This window comes from Eubacterium maltosivorans (genome assembly GCF_002441855.2).
Taxonomy (GTDB): domain Bacteria; phylum Bacillota; class Clostridia; order Eubacteriales; family Eubacteriaceae; genus Eubacterium; species Eubacterium maltosivorans.
Window position 1 is genome coordinate 972777 of sequence record NZ_CP029487.1, and the last position, 19735, is coordinate 992511.

Consider the following 19735-nt stretch of genomic DNA (forward strand, 5'->3'; position numbering starts at 1 on the left):
ATCATTTTTTTGTTCTTCATCCAGTTCTTCATCATCTTCAAAGACTTCATCCTCGTCGGAAGCGTCACCGCGGTAGCCGTTCTCGTCAAGCTCGACGGCATCATAGTCTTCTTCCTCATAGTCCTCTGTCTCGTCCAAATCATCGGTCGTGGAATGTATTATTTCTATAGGCTCAGCTTTATGGCCGGTTGAATGACCATGCTTCTGCTCCTTTGAAATCGCTTTAGGATCTGATTCTTTGCTGCCAGACCGGAAATAATAACGCCGGATCTTCGCAAAATTTGAAAACAGGCTGGTTCCAAAATAAAAGATTGCTGCGTAATAAATTGGAATCCCTACTCTGTCACCGATATAGGTCAGCAGCGCCGCTAAAATGGTGTTGCCAAAAAAACCGGTAATAAACAGTTTTTGGTCAAATTTTCCTTCCAGGTCTGCCTGAATACCGCCAAATACTGAATTCAGCGAAGCGAGTATTGCGATTGAGAGATAGGATGAATATGCCAGCGGTATTTCAAAAGGCAAAACAACACCGATTAAAAGCCCTGCAAGCAGCCCTATTAATGGATATAGCATCGTTGTCCTCGTTTCTCTGCAAAAAATCAAATTACAGTTTATTACTTTTGTTGAGTAGTAAATATTCTGACTTTTCTATATTAACCTTTATTTCCCAATATTTCAACAGTTGAATAACACTTTCATCAGAATTTAAGTAAATATACATGGATTCTGGGTCTCCAATGGCCTCAATCACAAATGGCGGTGAGGATATCTCATCATCTACATTGATGACCGCGCCGCCGCAGTCGATGTTGCTGCTGTTTGTCACGCGCATCTTATTGAGCTGGATTCCCTCCGCCCCGGCTGCCTTCAGTTCGTTGATGACCGCCAGCACATCTGAGTTGTGTACCAGGTATTTATTGGGGTTTTCACCAGGCTCGATGGCTTTGTCACTGTCTTCCAGCGTAATGACAATGCCAGGTCCCTGGATGGGTACAGAGCCGTCCGCCATTTTATAGTTTTCAAGCTCTGCGTCCAGATATTGGCCGACGGTATCGACCACAGACCCTTCATCCTCGATGGCCCTTCTGGCCTGTTCGTAGGTTTCAAGCCTTTTCTGCTCAGCCTCTATTTTTTTGCCGAGCTCCTCATTTTTGACCTTGAGGTTATCCTCCTCAAGCTCCTGGTTATATAAGGTCTTCGCATTGACAAAGGTACGCTGCGCCGGGATGTCTTTTGAACCAATTTCCTTAACGATCAGAGCCATTCCAATGCCAACCACCAGAAAGACCAAAACCAGTATCCGGTTCATGGTTTTTTCACTTATACTTTTCATAGCCCACCGCTACTCATCGGCCCCACTGCCTGAGGCCGGCGTTGCATACTTAAGGTCAATCACACCACTGTAGGCCTTTACCAGAACATTGTCCTCCTGTGAAATAGAAACCTTCAGTTTATTGGACTGCATGACATCCACAACACCAGCCCGCATTTTGATGGCAGCGGACAGATCCTGGGGATTGCCAATGACTTTCACCTCAAAGGGTGCACCGTATTTGTTACGGTTAATATTAATATAGGAGCCCGCCTGGCGGATCTCCGAGGTATTAATCAAACGTTCGCCATTGATGGAAATGGCTTCTGCGCCTGCTGCGTTCAGCTCGTTTACCAGTGAGAGCAGCAGATCGGAGCTCTTGGAATAGAGAGACGCGTCGTAATCTGTGCTGTCGGTATCGATGGTGATGACCAGGCCTGAGCCCGTCACATCCGTCACACCTGCAAGCACGCGTTCCTTCTCCAGCTCCTGCTGTTTTTTCTTTATGACATCATCGGTTCCAGCGGCGTCAGATTCATAGTTAGCCAGCTGTTTTTCGAGATCCTTGAGCTGATTGTTCAGCTCGTCATTTTTGTTTTCAAGGGCTTTCACTTCAGCAGCCAGGTCGCCAGCGCGCTCGGAATCTACCGTCCCGCCCAGCTGGTCGACTGTTTTCATCTGAAGGATAATCAAAACGCCCACAAAAATACATATTAACGCAATGGCCAAACTGCCTTTTCGCTTCAAGCCTTCACCTCAGTTTATCTTGGTTTCAGAATCGGTTTGTTACCGCCAGTGGTCAGATTGATATCCAGATTGCTCTTGTTTTCGGCAAACACCGTATTGATATAATCATAAGAGCTCTTAAAGTTATCCAGATCCGCCACTGTCATAACCACATTATTTTTTGTAATGATCCGATAAGTATTATTTTCCGTAATACCCACTTCCGAAATCTTCGCAAGGTTGCCATCATTCTGGAAGGTCTTCAGAATCTCCATGACTGTGTCAAACTTCCAGTCCGGATTAAAGGTTACCGGATGTCCGATTTTATCAATGGTAATATCCGTGAAGCCCGTCACAATAGGAATATCCGTTTTGCGCAGATACTCACTGCGCTCAACCAGAAGGCCCTCACGGTTGATATAATTGATCTTGCCATCGTAGTTGACCGCGCAGATTGCCGGCGCTTCCTTTACCTTGATCACGATTTTGTCCGGCATGACTTTTGTAATCTCCAGCTTTTCAACATTTATGAGTTCCTCAATATTATAATGAGCCTTATTTAAATCTACCCAAAAAATGCTCTCACCTTCATTGATTCCTGAAGTTTCTATAATTGTTTCGCTATCGACAACTTCATTCCCAATTACTTCAATATGCTTAATGTTAAACACACCGGCGGAAATGGCGCTTGCCATGACAAAAATAAAGACAAATAAAATAGAAACAGCAACCACTAATAGTGTAACATATTTTAGCAGTCTTTTCCTTTTATTTTTTTTTAATTTTTTACGTCTTTGCAGCTTTTCATCCATTTTATCACCATTTACCGGTTTTTGTCACCCTTTTTATTTGTTTTTGTTCAATTTATTTGATCAGCTTCAAAGCTTCTGCACAAATCCGGTCACCTGCATCCAGTATTGCCCGTTCTTTCGTAGCTTTCCGCATCTTTTCAAGCCCCTTTTCATCCCGGAGCAGCGCCGGAATAGTTTCGGCCAGCAGGTCCGGCGTCAGCTCGGCGTCATGGATCAGGATACCGCCGCCGTTATCGGTGATAACACGGGCGTTGAATTCCTGGTGGTTTCCTGCCGCCATGGGGTAAGGGACCAAAATGGATGGAATTCCCACCGCCGCGATCTCAGCCACCGACATGGCGCCGGAACGGCTGACAACTAAATCTCCTGCGCCGATAAGGGTGTGGACGTCATTGCTGTAGGCTAAGACATTTATATTACGGCAATCATCTAATTTTACACCATTTTCCTTTAATTTTTCTAGGACTTTATCATACTGTCCTCTCCCGGTCAGGTGATAGACAACAATCTCCGGATTATCTGCATTCCGGACGATAAACGAAGCGGCCGCATTGTTGATGCTCCCAGCCCCCTGGCTGCCGCCCATGATGACGACCAGACGCTGGCTTTCCTTCAGGCCAAGCTTATCTCTGAGGGCCTTGCGGTCTGTCTGTTTAAACACGTCGCGCACTGGGTTGCCAGCCAGAAAAGTCTTGTCCTCCGGAAAGTACTCGGCGGCCTCCTTAAAGCTGATGGCCACGCGGTCCACCTTTTTCCCAAGCATCCGGTTTGTCTTGCCCGGGTAGGCGTTCTGCTCATGGATCATGGTGGGGATGCCCCGCTTCGCTGCCTCGAGAAGCAGCGGGCCACAGGTGAAGCCGCCTGTCCCAACCACCAGATCTGGCTGATGCCTTTTCAAGACCTTCTTTGAGTCTGAGATACCGTCAAAGATCCCCTTGACCGCAGCCAGCGTTTCCAGCGACAGCTCACGCTCAAAGCCGCGGACGCGGATGTACTCAATAGGATAGCCCTCCTTGGGCACAATATTTTTTTCCATGCCTACCTGTGAGCCGATAAAAACGATCTCGGCGTCGGGCAGGCGCTCCTTTAGTTTATCTGCAATGGCCAGCCCCGGATAAATATGTCCTCCGGTGCCGCCGGCCGCTACTAAAATTTTCATTTTCTTCTCCCTTTCCTTTTGCGCAGGTCGGCCTGCCTTGAAATATTGAGGATGGGCCCCAGCATGGCAAAGAGCACAACCATCGAGGTCCCGCCAGCGCTGACAAAGGGGAGCGCCATACCGGTAACCGGGATGACCGAGGTGGCGACCCCCACGTTTACAAACACCTGAAAGCCGAGCAGCAGCATGACACTGCTGGTGTAAAGGTAGCCGAACCGGTCTGGCGAGGTGTTGGCAATTTTGAAGCCGCGCCAGATAATGAAGGCGAAAAGACCCAAAACAAAAACACAGCCGATGAGGCCGAACTCCTCACCGATATTGGCGAAAATAAAGTCATTCTGAAGCTCGGGCAGGAACAGAAATTTCTGCTTGCCGTTGCCCAGCCCCTGGCCAAAGATTCCGCCGGTCCCAATGGCTAAAAGCGACTGGGTGATCTGATAATCATAGCTCCCGCGGCCCAGGAACACGTTAAAACGTTCCAGCCGCCAGGGCTCAAGGATCATCAGCCCAATGACACCCGCCGCGCCCAGAGCCGCATAGGGCGCAAAGCGTTTAAAACGCACCCCTGCAAAATAGAGCACTGCCACCATGCCAAAGCCGATGGCCATGGCCGCGCTCAGCGAGGGCTCAATGGCTGTGATACCGCAGATCAGAAAAATAGGGATCATGCACTGCTTGGTAAACTCCCAGGTACTGCCGTTCAGCACCTCCGGCTCCCGCGTGAGCAGCGAGGAAAGATAAAGAATGCCTGTGACCTTTGCGAGCTCCGAGGGCTGAAACTGACCGATGCCGACATTCAGCCAGCGTCTGGCATCATTGACCTTAACCCCGATGCCCGGTATCAATACAAGGAGCAGCAGAAAGACCGTCACGCCCAGCAGGATCATGCTGATTTTTTTATTGTTGTATTTGCGATAATCGATATTACTCATAAAGCCCATTACAAGGAGCCCCAGCGCTACAAACCCAAATTGCTTGAGAAAGAGCGAGTAGCCCTTGCTGCCGTCGACTGTTGAAGAATACATGCTGGCGCTAAAGACCATCAGGAGGCCAAAGCCTACCAAAATCAACAGAGCGATGACAAACGGCCTGTCTACTTTTCCTTTTTTCATCAGTTACTCCCGATTCGTTTAACTAAATCCTTAAAGACCTGTCCTCTGATTTCAAAATTATCAAACATATCCCAGCTGGCACAGGCTGGTGACAGCAGCACCACATCGCCAGGCGCCGCGCATTCAGAGGCAACCTTGACCGCCTCGTCATAATCGCCCACGCGCACGGTGTTGTAATAGCCCTGGCTCTCAGCTGTCTCCTCAATCTGAGACGCGGTTGCTCCGACCAGCACCATCCGTTTCACCTTTTTCCTGACCACCTCGATAAATTCGCTGTAGTCTTCTTTTTTATCGTAACCCCCGGCGATGAGGATGACCGGTTTGGTCATGGCGTTCAATGCCACGATGGCCGCGTTGGTGTTCGTGCCCTTGGAGTCGTTGATATAATCCACGCCGCCGATGTTCGCCACAAATTCCTGGCGGTGTTCTACCCCGCCAAAGGATTTCAGCGTTTCCGCGATACTGACCACGTCCACGCCCATAAAATAGGCGAGCACTGTGGCCGCAAGAGCGTTCTGTACGTTGTGAGGGCCCTTGATACCCATTTCCTCGATACGGCAGATTGGAATGACCGATTCATTGTCATTGATAAAAATACCGCCGTCCATGGCGTAGGCACCCTGGGCCACTTTTTTGTCCAGGCTGAAATAGTACTTCCGGCACTGTGCCTGGCGGCCCAGCTCACAGACCTGTTCGTCATCGGCATTAAGCACCAGAAAATCCTCGCCGCGCTGGTTTTCAAAAATCCGGGCCTTGGCGGCAATGTAGTTTTCCATGGTGCCGTACCGGTCCATGTGATCCGGTGACAGGTTTAAAATGGCCGAAGCGGCTGGACGGAATTTATTGATGGTCTCCAGCTGAAACGCGCTGATCTCTGTCACAAAAACATCCTCAGGCGCTGCTTCCATCACATAGTTGCTGATGGGGTCTCCAATGTTGCCCACCGTATAGGTTTTCCGGCCGCTGTTCTTAAAGATTTCACCTGTGAGGGTCGTGGTGGTGGTTTTGCCGTTGGTGCCGGTGATGGCTACAAAAGGCGCCTTTGTCATACAGTAGGCCAGCTCAGCCTCGCCGATGACAGGAACGCCGCAGCGGTAGGCCTCGGCGATGATGGGAATGGTCAGCGGCACGCCCGGGCTTGTGACCACACGGTCAATCTCATTGATAACCCCGGTGTCGATCTGACGGCCAAAAACCGTTTCGATGCCCTTTTCCTCAAGCTCTGCCAAGGTCTCCCGCACCTGGGGAAACTCTGCCAGAACCACGTCCTCCGGACGGTTATCGGTCAGTACCACTGCTTTGCCGTTATCCATTAAAAGCTTTGAAACCGCCACACCGCTGCGGGCAGCCCCAATCACTAAAATCTTTTCACTCAATTGTACTTACGCCTCCTAAATTATAAACATAAAAATGCCAGTGCCACAAAGACTGCCGTAACAATCCAGAACACGGTGACTACCCGGGTCTCACTCCAGCCCTTCAGCTCAAAATGATGGTGAATCGGCGCCATTTTAAAGAAGCGCTTGCCGTGGGTCAGCTTGAAATAACCCACCTGTATCACGACCGATAAGGCCTCAATCACGTAGAGCAGGCCTGCGATCAGCACGAATATTTGCATCCGTGTAATGATGGCCATCACGATCACAGCGCCGCCCAGAGCCATGGAGCCCGTGTCGCCCATAAAAATCTCGGCCGGGTTTGAGTTATAGCGCAGGAAGCCAAGGCACGCGCCGATCACCGCGCCGCTGAAAACAGCAGTGCTGACCTGATTCAGCGCAACGGCCATGGCCAGGAAAAAGACGCAGACAATGGCAGTAACGCCAGAAGCGAGACCGTCAAGGCCGTCGGTCAGGTTGACCGCGTTGGTCACTGCCACGACAGCAAAAAAGGTAAAAGGAACATACCAGAACCCAAAATCCACAGTGGCGCCTATAAAGGGGACAACCAGCTCTGTGCCGATGGAAGGCGTCCACGCCGCGTAAAGGGCAATGGCCAGGGCCGCCACAAACTGAAGCACCAGTTTCTGCCAGGCGCGCAGTCCCAGATTATGCTTCTTCGAAACCTTGATAAAATCATCGATAAAGCCAATAGCACCAAAGGCCACCATCACGATCAATGGAAAGAAGTCCCATTTTCTGGTAAAGAAGCTGATGATCATAACAGCGATGAGAACCGCGCCCTGGATGACAAGGCCGCCCATGGTGGGTGTGCCGGATTTTTTCATATGGCTCTGGGGACCCTCCTCACGGATGGCCTGCCCAAAGTGCAGCCGGTGCAGAATCGGCAGGACTCTGGGCATCGCGAGCCAGACAATAATAAACGCGGCTAATAAACTGACAATTGAAATTTTTAAAGTATCCATCTTTTCCTTGTTTCCTCTTCCTTTACTCCTGAATCATTTCCAGTGTTTTTTCCAGATGTACGCCCCTGGAGGCCTTGATGAGAATCACGTCTCCCGGCGCCATCAGCTTTTTCAGCAGTCTGCCGGCACTCTCTGCGTCGGCAGACCAGAAGCAGCGCTCATCTGCCAGGCTGGCGCCTGCGCCTTTAATATAGGCTTTCGATTCCGGGCCCACCGCAATGAGCACATCGGCCTTTTCTGCCGCATAAGCGCCAATCTCGAGGTGGCCGGTCTCAGACATCTCGCCCATTTCCAGCATATCTCCGAGCACCGCGAGCCTGCGGCTGCCTTTCCCCATATCCCACAGCATATCAAGGGCTGCCTTCATGGCGTCGGGATTGGCGTTATAAGAGTCGTTGATCACCGTGGCCGCTTTTACCTTGACAATATCCATGCGGTTGCCGCTTGGTTTAAAGGCGTCGAGGCCGTGCTGGATTTCGTCATGGGTCATCTGATAATATCTGCCGAGCCAGATGGCGGTCAGGCAGTTGTAAACATTGTGAATGCCAGGGTAAGCAAAGTGGTAGTGTTCGCCGTCTGCCTCAAAGCGGATACCCTGGGCAGAGGACTCGACCTGTTCTGCCTTAAGCGACAGACCCGCGCCCCTGATCCCCACTCGGGCAACCGAGAAGGGCTCTTCATCCTCTCTGATCTTATTGAGATACACATCGTCCCCGTTGAGCAGCGCGATGTCGCCAGCGCCCATGGTCTCAAAGATTTCCTTCTTGGCCGCCAGGATGTTATCCTGGGTTTTCAGAATCTCGATATGGGCTGTGCCGATATTTGTGATAACACCAATATGCGGCCTGACCTCACCGATGGATTTTCGAATATCGTTCAGGTGGTCCATTCCCATCTCGATCACGGCGATTTCGTGCTCTGGCTGTAAATTAAAGAGGGTCTGGGGTATTCCATACTCGTTGTTAAAATTTCCCTGGGTTTTCAGGGTGTTGTATTTCTGAGACAGCACCGAGGCGATGAGGTCCTTGGTGGTGGTCTTCCCGCTGCTGCCGGTAACGGCGATGACCGGTATATCATAGCGCTCCCGGTTGTACTTCGCCAGGGCCTTCATGGCTTCCAGGCAGGATTCGACCAGAACGATGTTGATCCCCTCTGGAAAATCCAGGGCTTCTGTCTCTGTAAAGCTTGTTGAGCAGCCTTTTTCAGCCGCGGTTTCGATGAAACGGTGCCCATCTACCTTTTCACCCTTAATCGGGATAAAAAGATCATTTTTTTCAATTTTACGGCTATCGATGGCCGCGCCGGTGACCCAGTCCGTTTTTCCTTTCTGGATAAGCCGGCCTTCTGTGATTTTCACCAATTGTTCAAGTGAAACTTTTTCCATATTTAAGTATCTTCTTTCTCTTGTTGTTTTGTCAAAGACAAACTGAAATTTTTACATACTTTCTTATTATAGCAAAACCACAGGCAAGGTTCCAACAATTTTATATTTTATTTACAAATTGACAAAAAGAAGCAAGAAAATCCTGCTTCTTCAATGATGATTTTAAGCTTAAGCGCCACGACCGTACGAAACGGGCGGTCGTCGCTAAACAGCTAAAACCGCCGATGGATATTATGAGATGTGGCACAATCAGGGTACTCTTACCTCTCAGCTTCGGCGGCTCTGCGGAAAAAAGCACAGCATTCTTTCTCAATGAGACCGCAGGCGCTGTTCGGTAAAATACCCTGCTCGCGCCATGGGGATAAATATCCATCGGCTCCGTTGAGAATTGATTGTGTTGTGGCGCAGCAGGTTATATTTAAATAAAGAATGTTTAACCTAAACAGACAGCTTTGATCTCTTTTAGCTAAAAGCAGCTGAACCGCTGCCTTTCAATTTTATGAGAAAGCAATGGATTTTTCACCCTTTCGCACCGCAGAGCGTAGCACTTTACCGAACTGCGCCTACGGTCTCATTACCGTACAATTATGTACAGATAACGCAGAGCCGTCGAAGCTGTGAGGTAAGAGTGCTGGGATTTGCGGCATCCTAAAAAAATCCATTGCTTGTCCCGCGCTACACCGTTGACCGTACGTTTCGTACGGTCGTCGCTGCCTTTACTTTATGCTTTAAGGCTTAAAAGTCACGCTGATCTCACTGCCTTTATCGACAACGGTTCCCGCCGCCAGGGACTGCTCGGTGGCAAAGCCGGAGCCGGTGACCTTAAGATTGAGGCCAAGGCCGGTAACAATCTCGTTGACAGACTGGATGGACATACCATTCAGGTCTGGAACTGTGACTTTGTCACCATTTTCACTGCTCTGGGACCCAATTTCAAGCACCAGCTCTGTATTGGGGTCGTAGACACTCTGGGCCGGGAAGCTCTGGGAAATGACCGTATCACCGTCACCCTTTACCTCCAGCTTATACTTGATGCCCTTTTCCTCCAGAATTTTAACGGCAAAATCCTTTTCCTGGCCGATCAGGTCCGGGATGGTAATGGAGTTCTGCTGAATCTGGGTGTCGCTGTCGGTCTGGCCGCCCATGTAGTCCAGAACCTGCTTCATCAGATTAATGGCTGTCGGCGCGGCGCTGGTGCCCCCAAAGGCGCTGGGGTCTGGCTCGTCAAGCACCATAAGGATTGAGTATCGCGGGTCCTCGACCGGCGCGTAGCAGAAAAAGGAGGTAACATAATAGGTGCTGTTGTAAGCGCCGTCCACAAATTTTTCGGCTGTACCGGTCTTGCCGCCAATACTGTAGCCCTCTGCCAGATTGGCGAGGGTCGAGTTTTCAGCGACGACATTTTTCATGATGTTACGCATTTCCGCCGAGGTATCTGAGGAAATGATCTGCTTGGGGCCGTTCAGCTGATTATTGACATATTCCTGCTGGCTGCTCCCCTTTCCGATGATGGTCGGATTCATATAGTAACCGTTATTGACAACACAGTTCAGCGCTGAGAGCAGCTGAATAGGTGTGGTGGCAAGGCCCTGTCCAAAGGAGAAGGTGGCGTAGTCCAGAAGGTTGATCTCACCGTTTCCATCAAATGGGCGGTTGATGATCCCGGATTCCTCTCCCGGGAGCTCGATGCCAGTCTGCTTGCCAAAGCCAAAGTTGTAAACATACTGGTAAAACAGCGCCGGGTCCAGCTTCTGAATGATCTGAACCAGCCCCGGGTTACAGGAGTTGGCAATGGCTTCTGAAACTGTCTGTGTGCCGTGGGAGCCTGTACAGTTGACGGTTACGCCGTTAATATTGATGGAGCCGCTGCAGTACACCTTGGTGTCCGGCGTCACCACGCCCTCCTCAAGAGCGCTGGACGCTGTTACGGCTTTGAAGGTAGAGCCAGGCTCATAAATAAAGCTGACTGCAGGGTTCTTCCACATCTCACTGAGCTGGTCAGCCTTGGATTTATCCTTAAGGTCGCCCGCATGCTTCGAACTGTAGTAGTCGCTGATGGAATAGGGATCGTTCAGATTATAATCCGGCTGGGTGGCCATGGCGATGATCTCGCCGGTTTTGGTATCCATGACAATGGCGGTGCCGCTTTTGGCCTTCCACTCCTCAACGGCAGACTTGAGTCCCCGCTCGGCCAGCATCTGAATATTGCTGTCGATGGTCAGCGTCAGGTCCTTGCCCTGGGTCGGTTTCTTGATGATTTTGGTCTGTGAAGGGATCTGGTTTCCCTGGGCATCCTTCTGGAAATAAATGATGCCGTCGTCCCCCTTCAGCTGATCGTTGTAGGAGGATTCGACCCCGGTGAGCCCGGTGTGGTCCTGCCCGGTAAACCCTAAGACATAGGAGGCAAAATTGCCGTTGGTATAATAGCGGCGTTTATCCTCAATGAGCTCAATGCCGTTGTAGCTCTTGGTCTCGCCCTTTTCATTTTTAATGGCCTGGTCCTCTTTAATCTCCCGGGCCAGGGTGTTGTCAACCTTGCCCTCGATGAGCACCGCACTGTTTTCCTTGCGGGTCAGCACCTCGTAGGCGTCGTCGTAGTCCATACCCAGCACGCTGACCAGCACCTGCGCGGCAGATTCGGGGTCTTTGACCTCATCGGGCACTGCGTAGACGGTGCCGTCCAGAAAGCTGACTCCCTCGGGGATGCCGGCCACGACCTTCTCGCCATCGCCTTTTTTAACCCCGTTTTTAACCTCGACCTTGTCATCCTCCGTCTTGTTGACCTTGTCCAGAACCTCCTGGTAATCAAGGTTCAGCTTCTCACTGAGTTCTCTTGCCAGTTTTTCCGGTTCCTTGACCTCCAACGGGATGACGTGGATAGCGGTGGCTGAGGAGTCCTGCACCAGGATACGCATGTTGCGGTCATAAATATTTCCCCGGGAGGCCTTTAACGGCACCTCCTCCACCAGCTGATCCACCTGACGCGAGTACTGGTCGGTGGAGTCGATAATCTGGAGATACATCAGCTTTATTACAAGTATTAAAAATGCAACTGCTAAAATAACAATTGCATAATACATACGGGATTGCTTTAAATTTTTCTTTTTTCTCTTACGCACTCTCATTGTCACCCTCGATTATTTAAAAATCGAACGGAGCCAACTGTCGCCCTGGGTGTCCGCTGACGCTCTCTGCGTGTTTTCCATGGTGGTTTCATAGACATACTGGCCGGCAGTGGGCGTGGTCATGCCGTAGCCCCTGGCAGTGGCCTCGATGCCGCTCAGATCATCGGTGCTGGCCATAATCTGTCCGTTTTTACTGTCGTTGACTGCCTGCTTGTCCTCAAGCTCAGCCTGCATGGTGCGCACTTCCTCGTTCAGCTCTGAAATCATGGACTGCTGGAACAAAAGACCGATGCAGACCACAAAGATGAGCACTGCCGCGATCATCAGGTAGGATAAGGCGGTAAGCTCCTTGGCCTTGGCGTGGCCGCGGTGTTTTCGGCTGCCTGCCCTGGCGGCTTTTACGTTACTTTTAGCTTTTTTATGTGATTTTTTGCGGGTGCTGGCATGGCCCAGGCTTTCGCTGGCTGAAGCAGCATCCAAATTCATGGTATCAGAAATAACCCAACTGTTCTGCATGTTCTCCATTTTGATTTTGCTCCTTGTTCTATAGCTTTTCTGCAATTCTTAACTTAGCGCTTCTGGACCTGCGGTTGGCCTCGATCTCCTCCGCTGATGGAAGGATCGGTTTGCGCGTTATAATCTTGACTTCCGGTTTTTTCCCGCACACGCAAGTGGGGAACTCCGGCGGACAGGTGCAGGGGTTCTGCTTGTCCTTGAAAAAATGCTTGACGATCCGGTCCTCAAGGGAATGGAAGGTAATGATGCACATGCGCCCTCCGGGCTTCAGTGCTTCGATCCCCGCTGAAAAGGCATCCTCTAAAATGTCCAGCTCATGGTTGACCTCCAGGCGGATGGCCTGAAAGCTTTTGCGCGCCGGATGCTTCTCCTTGAAGCGCTCTTTAGCCGGGTAGGCGGCTTTGATGAGCTCGCTGAGCTCCAGGGTCGTCTCGATGGGCTTCGTTTCCCTTTCCTTTATAACGGCGTTTACAATACGGCCGGCAAAACGCTCCTCCCCATAGACCTGCAGCACCTTTTTCAGGCGCTCCGGCGGATAGGTGTTGACGACCTCATAGGCCGACAGCGCTGCTCCGCTGTCCATACGCATGTCCAGTGGGCCGTCGTGATGGTAAGAAAAACCCCGGGTTTCATCATCGAACTGAAAGGAGGAAACCCCCAGGTCGTAAATAATGCCGTCGATCTGTGAGACGCCGGTCAGCTCGAGTACCTCTTTCAGATTGACAAAATTATTTTTGACAAACTGCTTGTGGCACGCGCAGGGCGCGAGGCGTTTGCCCGCATAGTCCAGAGCAAAATCGTCCTGGTCGATGCCGATCAGGGTTCCGTCTTTACTCAGGCGTTTGCAGATCAGCTCTGAATGGCCGCCGCCGCCCAGGGTACCGTCTACATAGGTACCGTCTGGCTTAATCATCAGCCCATCTACGGTTTCGTGCAAAAGCACCGTTGTGTGTGAAAATTCCAAAGGCTCCCTCCTTTCTGCTAAATTCCCAGCTCTGCCATTTTATCGGCAATATCGCTGACGTCCATATTGTTGTAGTTGTCCCAATTTTCTGTGTTCCAGATTTCAAGCCGGTTGGAAACGCCGATAATCTTGGTTTCCTTCTCCAGCTCCGCATGCTTTCTGAGCGTCGCGGGAATGGAGATACGCCCCTGCTTGTCCAGCGCGCACTCGGAGGCGCCGCTGAAAAAGAAACGTGTGAAATCCCGGGCGTCCTTATCCGAGATGGGCAGGGTTCTGAGCTTGTTCACAAAGATCTCCCACTCCTCGGTTGAAAAGACAAAAAGGCAGCAGTCAAGCCCCTTGGTGATGACAAAGTCCTTGCCCAGCGCCTCCCTGAATTTGGAGGGGATGATCAGACGGCCCTTGTCGTCAATATTATGCTCGTATTCGCCAAAGAACATGCCAAACGCCACCCTTTCTTCCACTAATCTCCCACTTTATTGGGTTACTACTCCAATTCTCCCCACATTATACCACAATGCACCACCCAGGGACAAGTTATTACCACCAATCTTAAAAAATTAAATATTTACTTTTGCTCTTTATTTTAATAATTTTTGGGTATTACTTAAGCTGAAGTCCGTTTCAACCCACATTACCCCTTGTTCTGCGCGCTTTTTTAGTTTAATATAGTAGGGATCATTCAAATACTTTAACGCTATTAAATTGTAAGGAGTACGTGTATAAATGAGAGCAGTAGTTACGGTCATTGGTAAGGACCGCACAGGAATTATTTACAATGTGTCCAAAATTCTGGCAGAGAGCAACGCCAACATTGAGGACATCAGCCAAACGGTTATGCAGGACTTTTTCACCATGATCATGCTGGTGGACGTCACCAAGATGACCTGCGATTTCGCGCAGCTCAAGGAAGAGCTGGAAGCGCTCAGCAAGACCATCGGCATGTCGATCCGCATTCAGCATGAAGACATTTTTAATGCCATGCATTCCATTTAAGAGGTGATGCGCGATGGCAATGTTTAAAGATGTGCTTGAAACCGTCCGTATGATCGAGAAGGAAAATCTGGATATCCGTACCATTACCATGGGGATCTCTCTGATGGACTGCATCGACGCCGACGGCGAAAAAGCCCGCCGCAAAATTTATGACAAAATTACCCGAATGGCTGAACACCTGGTATCCCAGGGCGAACGCATCGAAACCGAGTTTGGCATTCCAATCGTCAACAAGCGCGTCTCGGTGACGCCCATTTCTCTGATTGCGGGGGCCAGCAATGACACGGACTATGTGGCCTACGCCGAAACCCTGGATAAAGCCGCCCACGAAATCGGCGTCAACTTTATCGGCGGGTTCTCCGCGCTGGTGCCCAAGGGCTTTACACGGGGGGACCTCAACCTGATCAACTCCATTCCCGAGGCGCTGGCCTGCACCGAGCGTGTCTGCTCCTCTGTCAACCTTGGCTCCACCAAAACTGGAATCAACATGGACGCGGTTAAAATGATGGGCGAGATTGTCAAACAGACGGCTTACCTCACACGCGACGACGACTCCATCGGCTGCGCAAAACTGGTGGTCTTCTGCAACGCGGTCGAGGACAACCCCTTCATGGCAGGCGCCTACCACGGCATCGGCCAGCCGGACACTGTGCTGCATGTGGGTGTCAGCGGACCGGGCGTTGTCAAAAAGGCTCTTGAAAAACACCAGAATGCCAGCTTTGACGAGATGGCTGAGATCATTAAAAAGACAGCCTTTAAGATCACCCGCGCCGGCCAGCTTGTGGGCACCACAGTCGCAGAGCGCCTGGGCGTTCCCTTTGGCATTCTGGATCTCTCTCTGGCTCCAACACCCGAAATCGGCGACTCTGTTGCCCGTATTCTTGAAGAGATGGGACTGGAACACTGCGGCGCCCACGGAACCACCGCAGCGCTGGCCATGCTCAACGACGCGGTTAAGAAAGGCGGCATCATGGCCTCTACCTCCGTTGGCGGCCTGAGCGGCGCTTTTATTCCCGTCAGTGAGGACGAGGGCATGATCGAGGCAGCCTCCATTGGTGCGCTGTCCCTCGACAAGCTGGAAGCCATGACCTGTGTCTGCTCCGTCGGCCTCGACATGATCGCCATTCCGGGCGATACCCCTGCCGCGACCATCTCCGGCATCATCGCCGACGAGGCGGCCATTGGCATGATCAACGCCAAAACCACCGCTGTGCGCCTGATTCCAGTATACGGCAAGGGCCTTGGCGAGTCTGCCTCCTTTGGCGGGCTGCTGGGCACTGCGCCCATCATGGCAGTCAATCCCAACGACTGCTCTGTCTTTGTGAACCGCGGCGGCAAAATTCCCGCTCCGATCCACAGCTTTAAAAATTAAAAAAATTCGAATTCAAATTTAACGCCCGGCCTAAGATAAATGGCAAAATATAAGACGCAGCGCCGTTCATAACGAAAGCGCGCATCCAATATATGCAGCTGATTTTGAACGGTACCGCAGCGCGGCATTCTGGCATTTATCGGCGGCCGGCAAACAGGGGGAGAAAACATGGAAGATTTAAAAGTAGCAGTTTGTGTCTGTACAGAATGTGTCATGAAAGGCGCCATGGACATCATCGAATCCATCGAGAGCTTAAACGATGTGAAGGATGTTCTGGAGCTTTCACGCGGTATTTATATCGAAACGGTTAAATGTATCGGCGAAGCAAGGCATGGAATGAAATCCCCTATTGTTTCTGTCGGAGATGTTGTGATCGAAAAGGCAAATACTGAGACTGTTATGGCACAAATTCTTGAAATGACAAAATAATCAAGAAGGAAGTGAATTTGTAAATGAGAGGAATTTACACACCTGTGACCAAAATCCGTCGTCAGGTTTTTGCCGCCATTGCCAAAATGGCCTATGAGGGCGGCGATTACGCCAGTAGAGTGGAAGAAATCCCTTTTGAAATTATACCCGGAGAGGTCGCAAACTACCGGGACAGCGTTTTTAAGGAAAGGGCCATCATCGGGGAGCGCCTGCGTCTCGCCATTGGCCTGCCCTTATACCCGGTCGACCAGCCTTCTCCCATCTCCAGAGATGTGGAGGAGAGCGCCATCGCTGAAAAGGTCTATGATCCACCGCTGGTTAATGTTATTCCTTTTGCCTGCGACGCCTGTGAGCCCAAGGCTTTCATGGTGACGGACAACTGCCGGGGCTGCCTGGCGCACCCCTGCGTATCGGTCTGTCCGGTAAACGCAGTCTACATGAAGGACGGCAAATCCCATATCGATAAAGAAAAGTGCGTGCGGTGCGGGCGCTGCCGGGAGGCCTGCCCATACGAGGCCATTGTAAAATACGACCGGCCCTGCGCGGCTGCCTGCGGCGTCGACGCCATTGAGAGCGACGAGCTGGGACGGGCCAAAATCAATTACGACAAGTGTGTTTCCTGCGGTATGTGCCTGGTCAACTGTCCCTTTGGCGCCATCGCGGATAAAACCCAGATTTTTCAGCTGATCCACGCCATCAAGGAGGGCGATGAGGTCATTGCCGAGATTGCCCCGGCCTTTGTCGGCCAGTTTGGCCCCCTGGCAACACCGGAGAAGATCAAGGAGGCCATTAAGGAGCTGGGCTTTGCCGATGTGGTGGAGGTTGCCCTGGGCGCTGACCTGGGCGCGGTCGAAGAGGCCCACCACTATGTCAACAAAGTCGTTAAGGGTGATGATCCCTTTATCGGCACCTCCTGCTGCCCCTCCTGGTCTGTCATGGCCAAGACAAAATTCCCGGAGATCGCCCACTGCATTTCCGGCGAGCTGACCCCAATGGTGGCCACGGCCCGCATTATTAAAAAGGAACACCCCAAGTCCAGGATTGTCTTTATCGGCCCCTGCGCGGCCAAAAAGCTGGAGGCCTCCAGAAAAAGCGTGCGCAGCGACGTGGACTTTGTCATCACCTTCGAGGAGCTCATGGGCATGTTCGTGGCCAAGGGCATTGAATTCGGCGACCTCGGGGACGACGGCAAGCTGGACGACGCAACCGCGGCCGGCCGGGGTTATTCTGTGGCCGGGGGCGTCGCAGACGCCATCTGCAACGCAGTCCATGACCTCTACCCGGGCGTGGATGTAAAGATCGACCGCGCCGAGGGCCTGAGGGAATGCCAGAAAATGCTGAAGCTGGCCCAGGCTGGCAAGCGTGACGGCTACCTGTTGGAGGGCATGGCCTGCCCGGGCGGCTGTATCGGCGGCGCCGGCACACTCATGCCGATTAAGAAGGCCGTCACAGCGGTTACCAAGTTCCAGAAAGAGGCCGACGAAAAACTGGCGACCAAGAGCGCCTATATGTCTGAGCTGAATCTGATGGACGATAAAAAATAAGCGCTCTAGAGAGCATCTTTATAAAATATTTATACGATCCGCCAAGCCTTAACACCACCTTCACGCCAAACGTGATAAGCTATCCTTAAAGAAGGTGGAAACTATGGCAAATATCTTTTTACTCTTAATATTCATTTTTACTGGCATCGCGGGCTATTTCGCCGCCTCCCACATCGACAGCTTTATAAGAAAGCTGCGCACTTACGGGTGGCGCAGGCTGTGAAGTGATCACGTATCATTAAAAAGACGACCGTACAAAACAGGCGGCCGTCTTTTTTTGATACTCCCTCCCTGCTCTGGGTATAAACGAGACAGAAAGGCATTTATGCCGTTTACGATGAGGAGGAAAATAAAATGACAAAACACACCATTGCAGGCGAATTTGACAAAATAAAAAACAAGCTGCACCGCAAAGATAAAGCCGGGCATCCCAAGGAGCTGGATGTGGAGGATGTGATTTCGGAAGAAATTGATCTAAATTCAGAGGCGGCGGTAAACATCAGCGAGCACAACAGCCGCGAACACGCCAGCCATCCGTCCATTGACGATATGACCCGGTAAAACCACGATAAGCGGGCAGGCCTTTTGACCTGCCCGCTTTTTTATTCTCACTATCCAATAATACGCTTAACTTCCTCTACCATGGCCTTGCCAAGCAGCTCGTGCTGGTCTGCCTGAAGGTGGAGGCCGTCCTCATCGCTGCTTTTTACCACTGTTCCGGCGTCGAAGAACTCGACACCGTAGGCTTCAGCCACACCCTTGTAGAACTGGGCGACATCCTTGGATTTTTCTTCGTTGCCTGCAAACATGTACTTGAACACGCCGTCTGCGATTGGCCCCAGCGGCGGCGGTCCTACCAACAGCACCTTGGGCTCGCCGGTATAGTCTCCGACCTGATGCAGGGCTTTATCCACCAGAATACCCACGCCGTTGGCAATATCCTGGGGCGATACGGTATAGCGCACCTTGAGGTCATTGGTGCCCACAAAGATGATGATCATGTCAAAGGGCGCCTGGGCGTCCATGGTTGGAATGATCTGGTCCTTGCCGCAGCGGTATTCCTCGATGGGATCGTCCCAGACAGTGGTACGGCCGTTAAGCCCGTCGGCGATGACCTTGTACCCGTCCCCCAGGCCGGCCTGCAGTACGCCCGGCCAGCGCACATCGTCATCCCATCGCTCCAGCGGCTTGATCATGTCGTTTGAGGGCTTCCAGCCCCAGGTGTTTGAGTCTCCAAAAATCAAAACAGTCTTTTTCATTATATTACCTCCACTAAAATATATTTTAAGCCCGAAGGCTTATGAACCAATGGTCTGCCATAATGCCGGCTTGGTAACGGCCGCGGCCAGGGCGCCGTTATCCAGGGCTGCTGTCACCAGCGCTTCCTCCATGCCCAGCCCGCCTGCCAGAAGCGGCACCCGTATCTGGCGCAGAATGGCCTCGTAGATGCTGCCCGGTATGGTCATGGGCATGACCAGTCCCGCGTCGGGCCGGCTCTCATTAATGCTCTGGATGCCTGTGGCCAGGGCGTTGGTATCAATGAGGAACAGCCCCAGAATCGAGAGCATTTCCTCCTCCTTTATCCACCGCACACACTGGGGCTTCATGGTGACCACTGCGTCCGCCCCCAGCCTTGACAGAAAATCGATGCTGGTGCGGTCCCGGGCCAGCCCCTTGATGGAATCCTGATGCACCACCGCTTTGCGCCCGTACTGGTGAATGAGCCTGATGATTTTTGGCAGGGTGTTAATATCCCCCAGCTTGAGCATAACGCAGGGCAGGCTGGTCTTTGTGAGCACACACTTCAGCCCCTCTGCCGAATTGACCGACGGGATGATCCGCGTGCCGGCGAGCAGCAGCTCCAGTTTAGACGTTTCCAAAAAAATCCCTCCTGATTTTAGGTATAAAAAATCCGTATCATA

19 protein-coding genes and 1 pseudogene are annotated in these 19735 nt (G+C 51.5%); 5 read left to right on the forward strand and 15 right to left on the reverse strand.

All coding sequences use genetic code 11. The features are described 5' to 3' along the window. Positions 1 to 261 precede the first annotated feature (261 nt). The 13 genes and pseudogenes from CPZ25_RS20745 to mraZ form a co-directional block, all read right to left on the reverse strand. A pseudogene (locus CPZ25_RS20745) lies at positions 262 to 573 on the reverse strand (small basic family protein); the annotation flags it as partial. Positions 574 to 604: 31 nt separating this feature from the next. Next, the gene (locus tag CPZ25_RS04865) at positions 605 to 1333 is read right to left on the reverse strand and encodes a DUF881 domain-containing protein (protein ID WP_058694250.1); all 729 of its coding nucleotides are present in this window, start codon (positions 1331 to 1333) and stop codon (positions 605 to 607) included. A 9-nt stretch (positions 1334 to 1342) separates the two neighbouring features. Further along, a complete protein-coding gene (locus CPZ25_RS04870) occupies positions 1343 to 2059 on the reverse strand; it encodes a DUF881 domain-containing protein (RefSeq protein WP_058694249.1) in 717 nt (238 codons plus the stop codon). A gap of 14 nt (positions 2060 to 2073) precedes the next feature. After that, positions 2074 to 2850 carry a cell division protein FtsQ/DivIB gene (locus CPZ25_RS04875; protein WP_074617305.1) on the reverse strand — a complete coding sequence of 259 codons (777 nt, stop codon included), beginning with the start codon at positions 2848 to 2850 and terminating at the stop codon, positions 2074 to 2076. Between the two features lie 52 nt (positions 2851 to 2902). After that, on the reverse strand, positions 2903 to 4009 hold the full coding sequence (murG, locus tag CPZ25_RS04880) for an undecaprenyldiphospho-muramoylpentapeptide beta-N-acetylglucosaminyltransferase (RefSeq protein ID WP_096919674.1): 1107 nt from the start codon (positions 4007 to 4009) through the stop codon (positions 2903 to 2905). Further along, positions 4006 to 5121 (reverse strand): putative lipid II flippase FtsW, encoded by a 1116-nt coding sequence (gene ftsW, locus CPZ25_RS04885; RefSeq protein ID WP_074617303.1) that lies wholly within the window; start codon positions 5119 to 5121, stop codon positions 4006 to 4008. Before ftsW ends, murG begins: the two co-directional genes overlap by 4 nt. Continuing rightward, positions 5121 to 6497 (reverse strand): UDP-N-acetylmuramoyl-L-alanine--D-glutamate ligase, encoded by a 1377-nt coding sequence (gene murD / locus CPZ25_RS04890; RefSeq protein WP_058694245.1) that lies wholly within the window; start codon positions 6495 to 6497, stop codon positions 5121 to 5123. The genes ftsW and murD overlap by 1 nt, the downstream gene beginning before the upstream one ends. A 20-nt stretch (positions 6498 to 6517) precedes the next feature. After that, positions 6518 to 7483 carry a phospho-N-acetylmuramoyl-pentapeptide-transferase gene (mraY, locus tag CPZ25_RS04895; RefSeq protein ID WP_096919673.1) on the reverse strand — a complete coding sequence of 322 codons (966 nt, stop codon included), beginning with the start codon at positions 7481 to 7483 and terminating at the stop codon, positions 6518 to 6520. A gap of 22 nt (positions 7484 to 7505) precedes the next feature. Further along, positions 7506 to 8867: a UDP-N-acetylmuramoyl-tripeptide--D-alanyl-D-alanine ligase gene (locus CPZ25_RS04900; protein ID WP_096919672.1), complete on the reverse strand. Its 1362-nt coding sequence runs from the start codon at positions 8865 to 8867 to the stop codon at positions 7506 to 7508. 728 nt (positions 8868 to 9595) lie between these two features. Further along, the gene (locus CPZ25_RS04905; RefSeq protein WP_224168795.1) at positions 9596 to 11947 is read right to left on the reverse strand and encodes a penicillin-binding transpeptidase domain-containing protein; all 2352 of its coding nucleotides are present in this window, start codon (positions 11945 to 11947) and stop codon (positions 9596 to 9598) included. 57 nt (positions 11948 to 12004) lie between these two features. Next, positions 12005 to 12517 carry a septum formation initiator family protein gene (locus tag CPZ25_RS04910; protein WP_096919671.1) on the reverse strand — a complete coding sequence of 171 codons (513 nt, stop codon included), beginning with the start codon at positions 12515 to 12517 and terminating at the stop codon, positions 12005 to 12007. 19 nt (positions 12518 to 12536) lie between these two features. After that, the gene (rsmH, locus tag CPZ25_RS04915) at positions 12537 to 13472 is read right to left on the reverse strand and encodes a 16S rRNA (cytosine(1402)-N(4))-methyltransferase RsmH (RefSeq protein WP_058694240.1); all 936 of its coding nucleotides are present in this window, start codon (positions 13470 to 13472) and stop codon (positions 12537 to 12539) included. 17 nt (positions 13473 to 13489) lie between these two features. Continuing rightward, a complete protein-coding gene (mraZ, locus tag CPZ25_RS04920) occupies positions 13490 to 13912 on the reverse strand; it encodes a division/cell wall cluster transcriptional repressor MraZ (protein WP_058694239.1) in 423 nt (140 codons plus the stop codon). A gap of 286 nt (positions 13913 to 14198) precedes the next feature. Between mraZ and CPZ25_RS04925 the strand changes: the two genes are divergently transcribed. The 5 genes from CPZ25_RS04925 (at position 14199) to CPZ25_RS04945 (ending at position 18374) form a co-directional block, all read left to right on the forward strand. After that, a complete protein-coding gene (locus CPZ25_RS04925) occupies positions 14199 to 14468 on the forward strand; it encodes an ACT domain-containing protein (RefSeq protein ID WP_013380838.1) in 270 nt (89 codons plus the stop codon). 13 nt (positions 14469 to 14481) lie between these two features. Beyond that, positions 14482 to 15840: a PFL family protein gene (locus CPZ25_RS04930; RefSeq protein WP_096919670.1), complete on the forward strand. Its 1359-nt coding sequence runs from the start codon at positions 14482 to 14484 to the stop codon at positions 15838 to 15840. Between the two features lie 168 nt (positions 15841 to 16008). Next, a complete protein-coding gene (locus tag CPZ25_RS04935) occupies positions 16009 to 16269 on the forward strand; it encodes an NAD(P)H-dependent oxidoreductase subunit E (RefSeq protein ID WP_058694237.1) in 261 nt (86 codons plus the stop codon). Positions 16270 to 16292: 23 nt separating this feature from the next. Continuing rightward, positions 16293 to 17813, forward strand: a complete 1521-nt coding sequence (locus CPZ25_RS04940) for a 4Fe-4S dicluster domain-containing protein (RefSeq protein ID WP_058694236.1) — start codon at positions 16293 to 16295, stop codon at positions 17811 to 17813. 354 nt (positions 17814 to 18167) lie between these two features. Further along, entirely contained in the window at positions 18168 to 18374 is a 207-nt protein-coding gene (locus CPZ25_RS04945; protein WP_096919669.1) for a hypothetical protein, read from the forward strand. 50 nt (positions 18375 to 18424) lie between these two features. On the opposite strand, the gene CPZ25_RS04950 is transcribed toward CPZ25_RS04945, so the two are convergent. Together CPZ25_RS04950 and CPZ25_RS04955 are read right to left on the reverse strand one after the other, a co-directional pair. Further along, on the reverse strand, positions 18425 to 19072 hold the full coding sequence (locus tag CPZ25_RS04950; protein WP_058694234.1) for an SGNH/GDSL hydrolase family protein: 648 nt from the start codon (positions 19070 to 19072) through the stop codon (positions 18425 to 18427). 39 nt (positions 19073 to 19111) lie between these two features. Further along, a complete protein-coding gene (locus CPZ25_RS04955; protein WP_074617296.1) occupies positions 19112 to 19693 on the reverse strand; it encodes a glycerol-3-phosphate responsive antiterminator in 582 nt (193 codons plus the stop codon). Between the last annotated feature and the right edge of the window lie 42 nt (positions 19694 to 19735).

Coding starts and splice junctions, on each gene's coding strand:
- murG (WP_096919674.1), bottom strand. CDS start 4,009: ATGAAAATTTTAGTAGCGGCCGGCGGCACCGGAGGACATATTTATCCG.
- ftsW (WP_074617303.1), bottom strand. CDS start 5,121: ATGAAAAAAGGAAAAGTAGACAGGCCGTTTGTCATCGCTCTGTTGATT.
- CPZ25_RS04940 (WP_058694236.1), top strand. CDS start 16,293: ATGAGAGGAATTTACACACCTGTGACCAAAATCCGTCGTCAGGTTTTT.
- CPZ25_RS04875 (WP_074617305.1), bottom strand. CDS start 2,850: ATGGATGAAAAGCTGCAAAGACGTAAAAAATTAAAAAAAAATAAAAGG.
- mraY (WP_096919673.1), bottom strand. CDS start 7,483: ATGGATACTTTAAAAATTTCAATTGTCAGTTTATTAGCCGCGTTTATT.
- CPZ25_RS04910 (WP_096919671.1), bottom strand. CDS start 12,517: ATGGAGAACATGCAGAACAGTTGGGTTATTTCTGATACCATGAATTTG.
- CPZ25_RS04945 (WP_096919669.1), top strand. CDS start 18,168: ATGACAAAACACACCATTGCAGGCGAATTTGACAAAATAAAAAACAAG.
- CPZ25_RS04865 (WP_058694250.1), bottom strand. CDS start 1,333: ATGAAAAGTATAAGTGAAAAAACCATGAACCGGATACTGGTTTTGGTC.
- CPZ25_RS04930 (WP_096919670.1), top strand. CDS start 14,482: ATGGCAATGTTTAAAGATGTGCTTGAAACCGTCCGTATGATCGAGAAG.
- CPZ25_RS04905 (WP_224168795.1), bottom strand. CDS start 11,947: ATGTATTATGCAATTGTTATTTTAGCAGTTGCATTTTTAATACTTGTA.
- mraZ (WP_058694239.1), bottom strand. CDS start 13,912: ATGTTCTTTGGCGAATACGAGCATAATATTGACGACAAGGGCCGTCTG.
- CPZ25_RS04900 (WP_096919672.1), bottom strand. CDS start 8,867: ATGGAAAAAGTTTCACTTGAACAATTGGTGAAAATCACAGAAGGCCGG.
- CPZ25_RS04925 (WP_013380838.1), top strand. CDS start 14,199: ATGAGAGCAGTAGTTACGGTCATTGGTAAGGACCGCACAGGAATTATT.
- CPZ25_RS04935 (WP_058694237.1), top strand. CDS start 16,009: ATGGAAGATTTAAAAGTAGCAGTTTGTGTCTGTACAGAATGTGTCATG.
- CPZ25_RS04950 (WP_058694234.1), bottom strand. CDS start 19,072: ATGAAAAAGACTGTTTTGATTTTTGGAGACTCAAACACCTGGGGCTGG.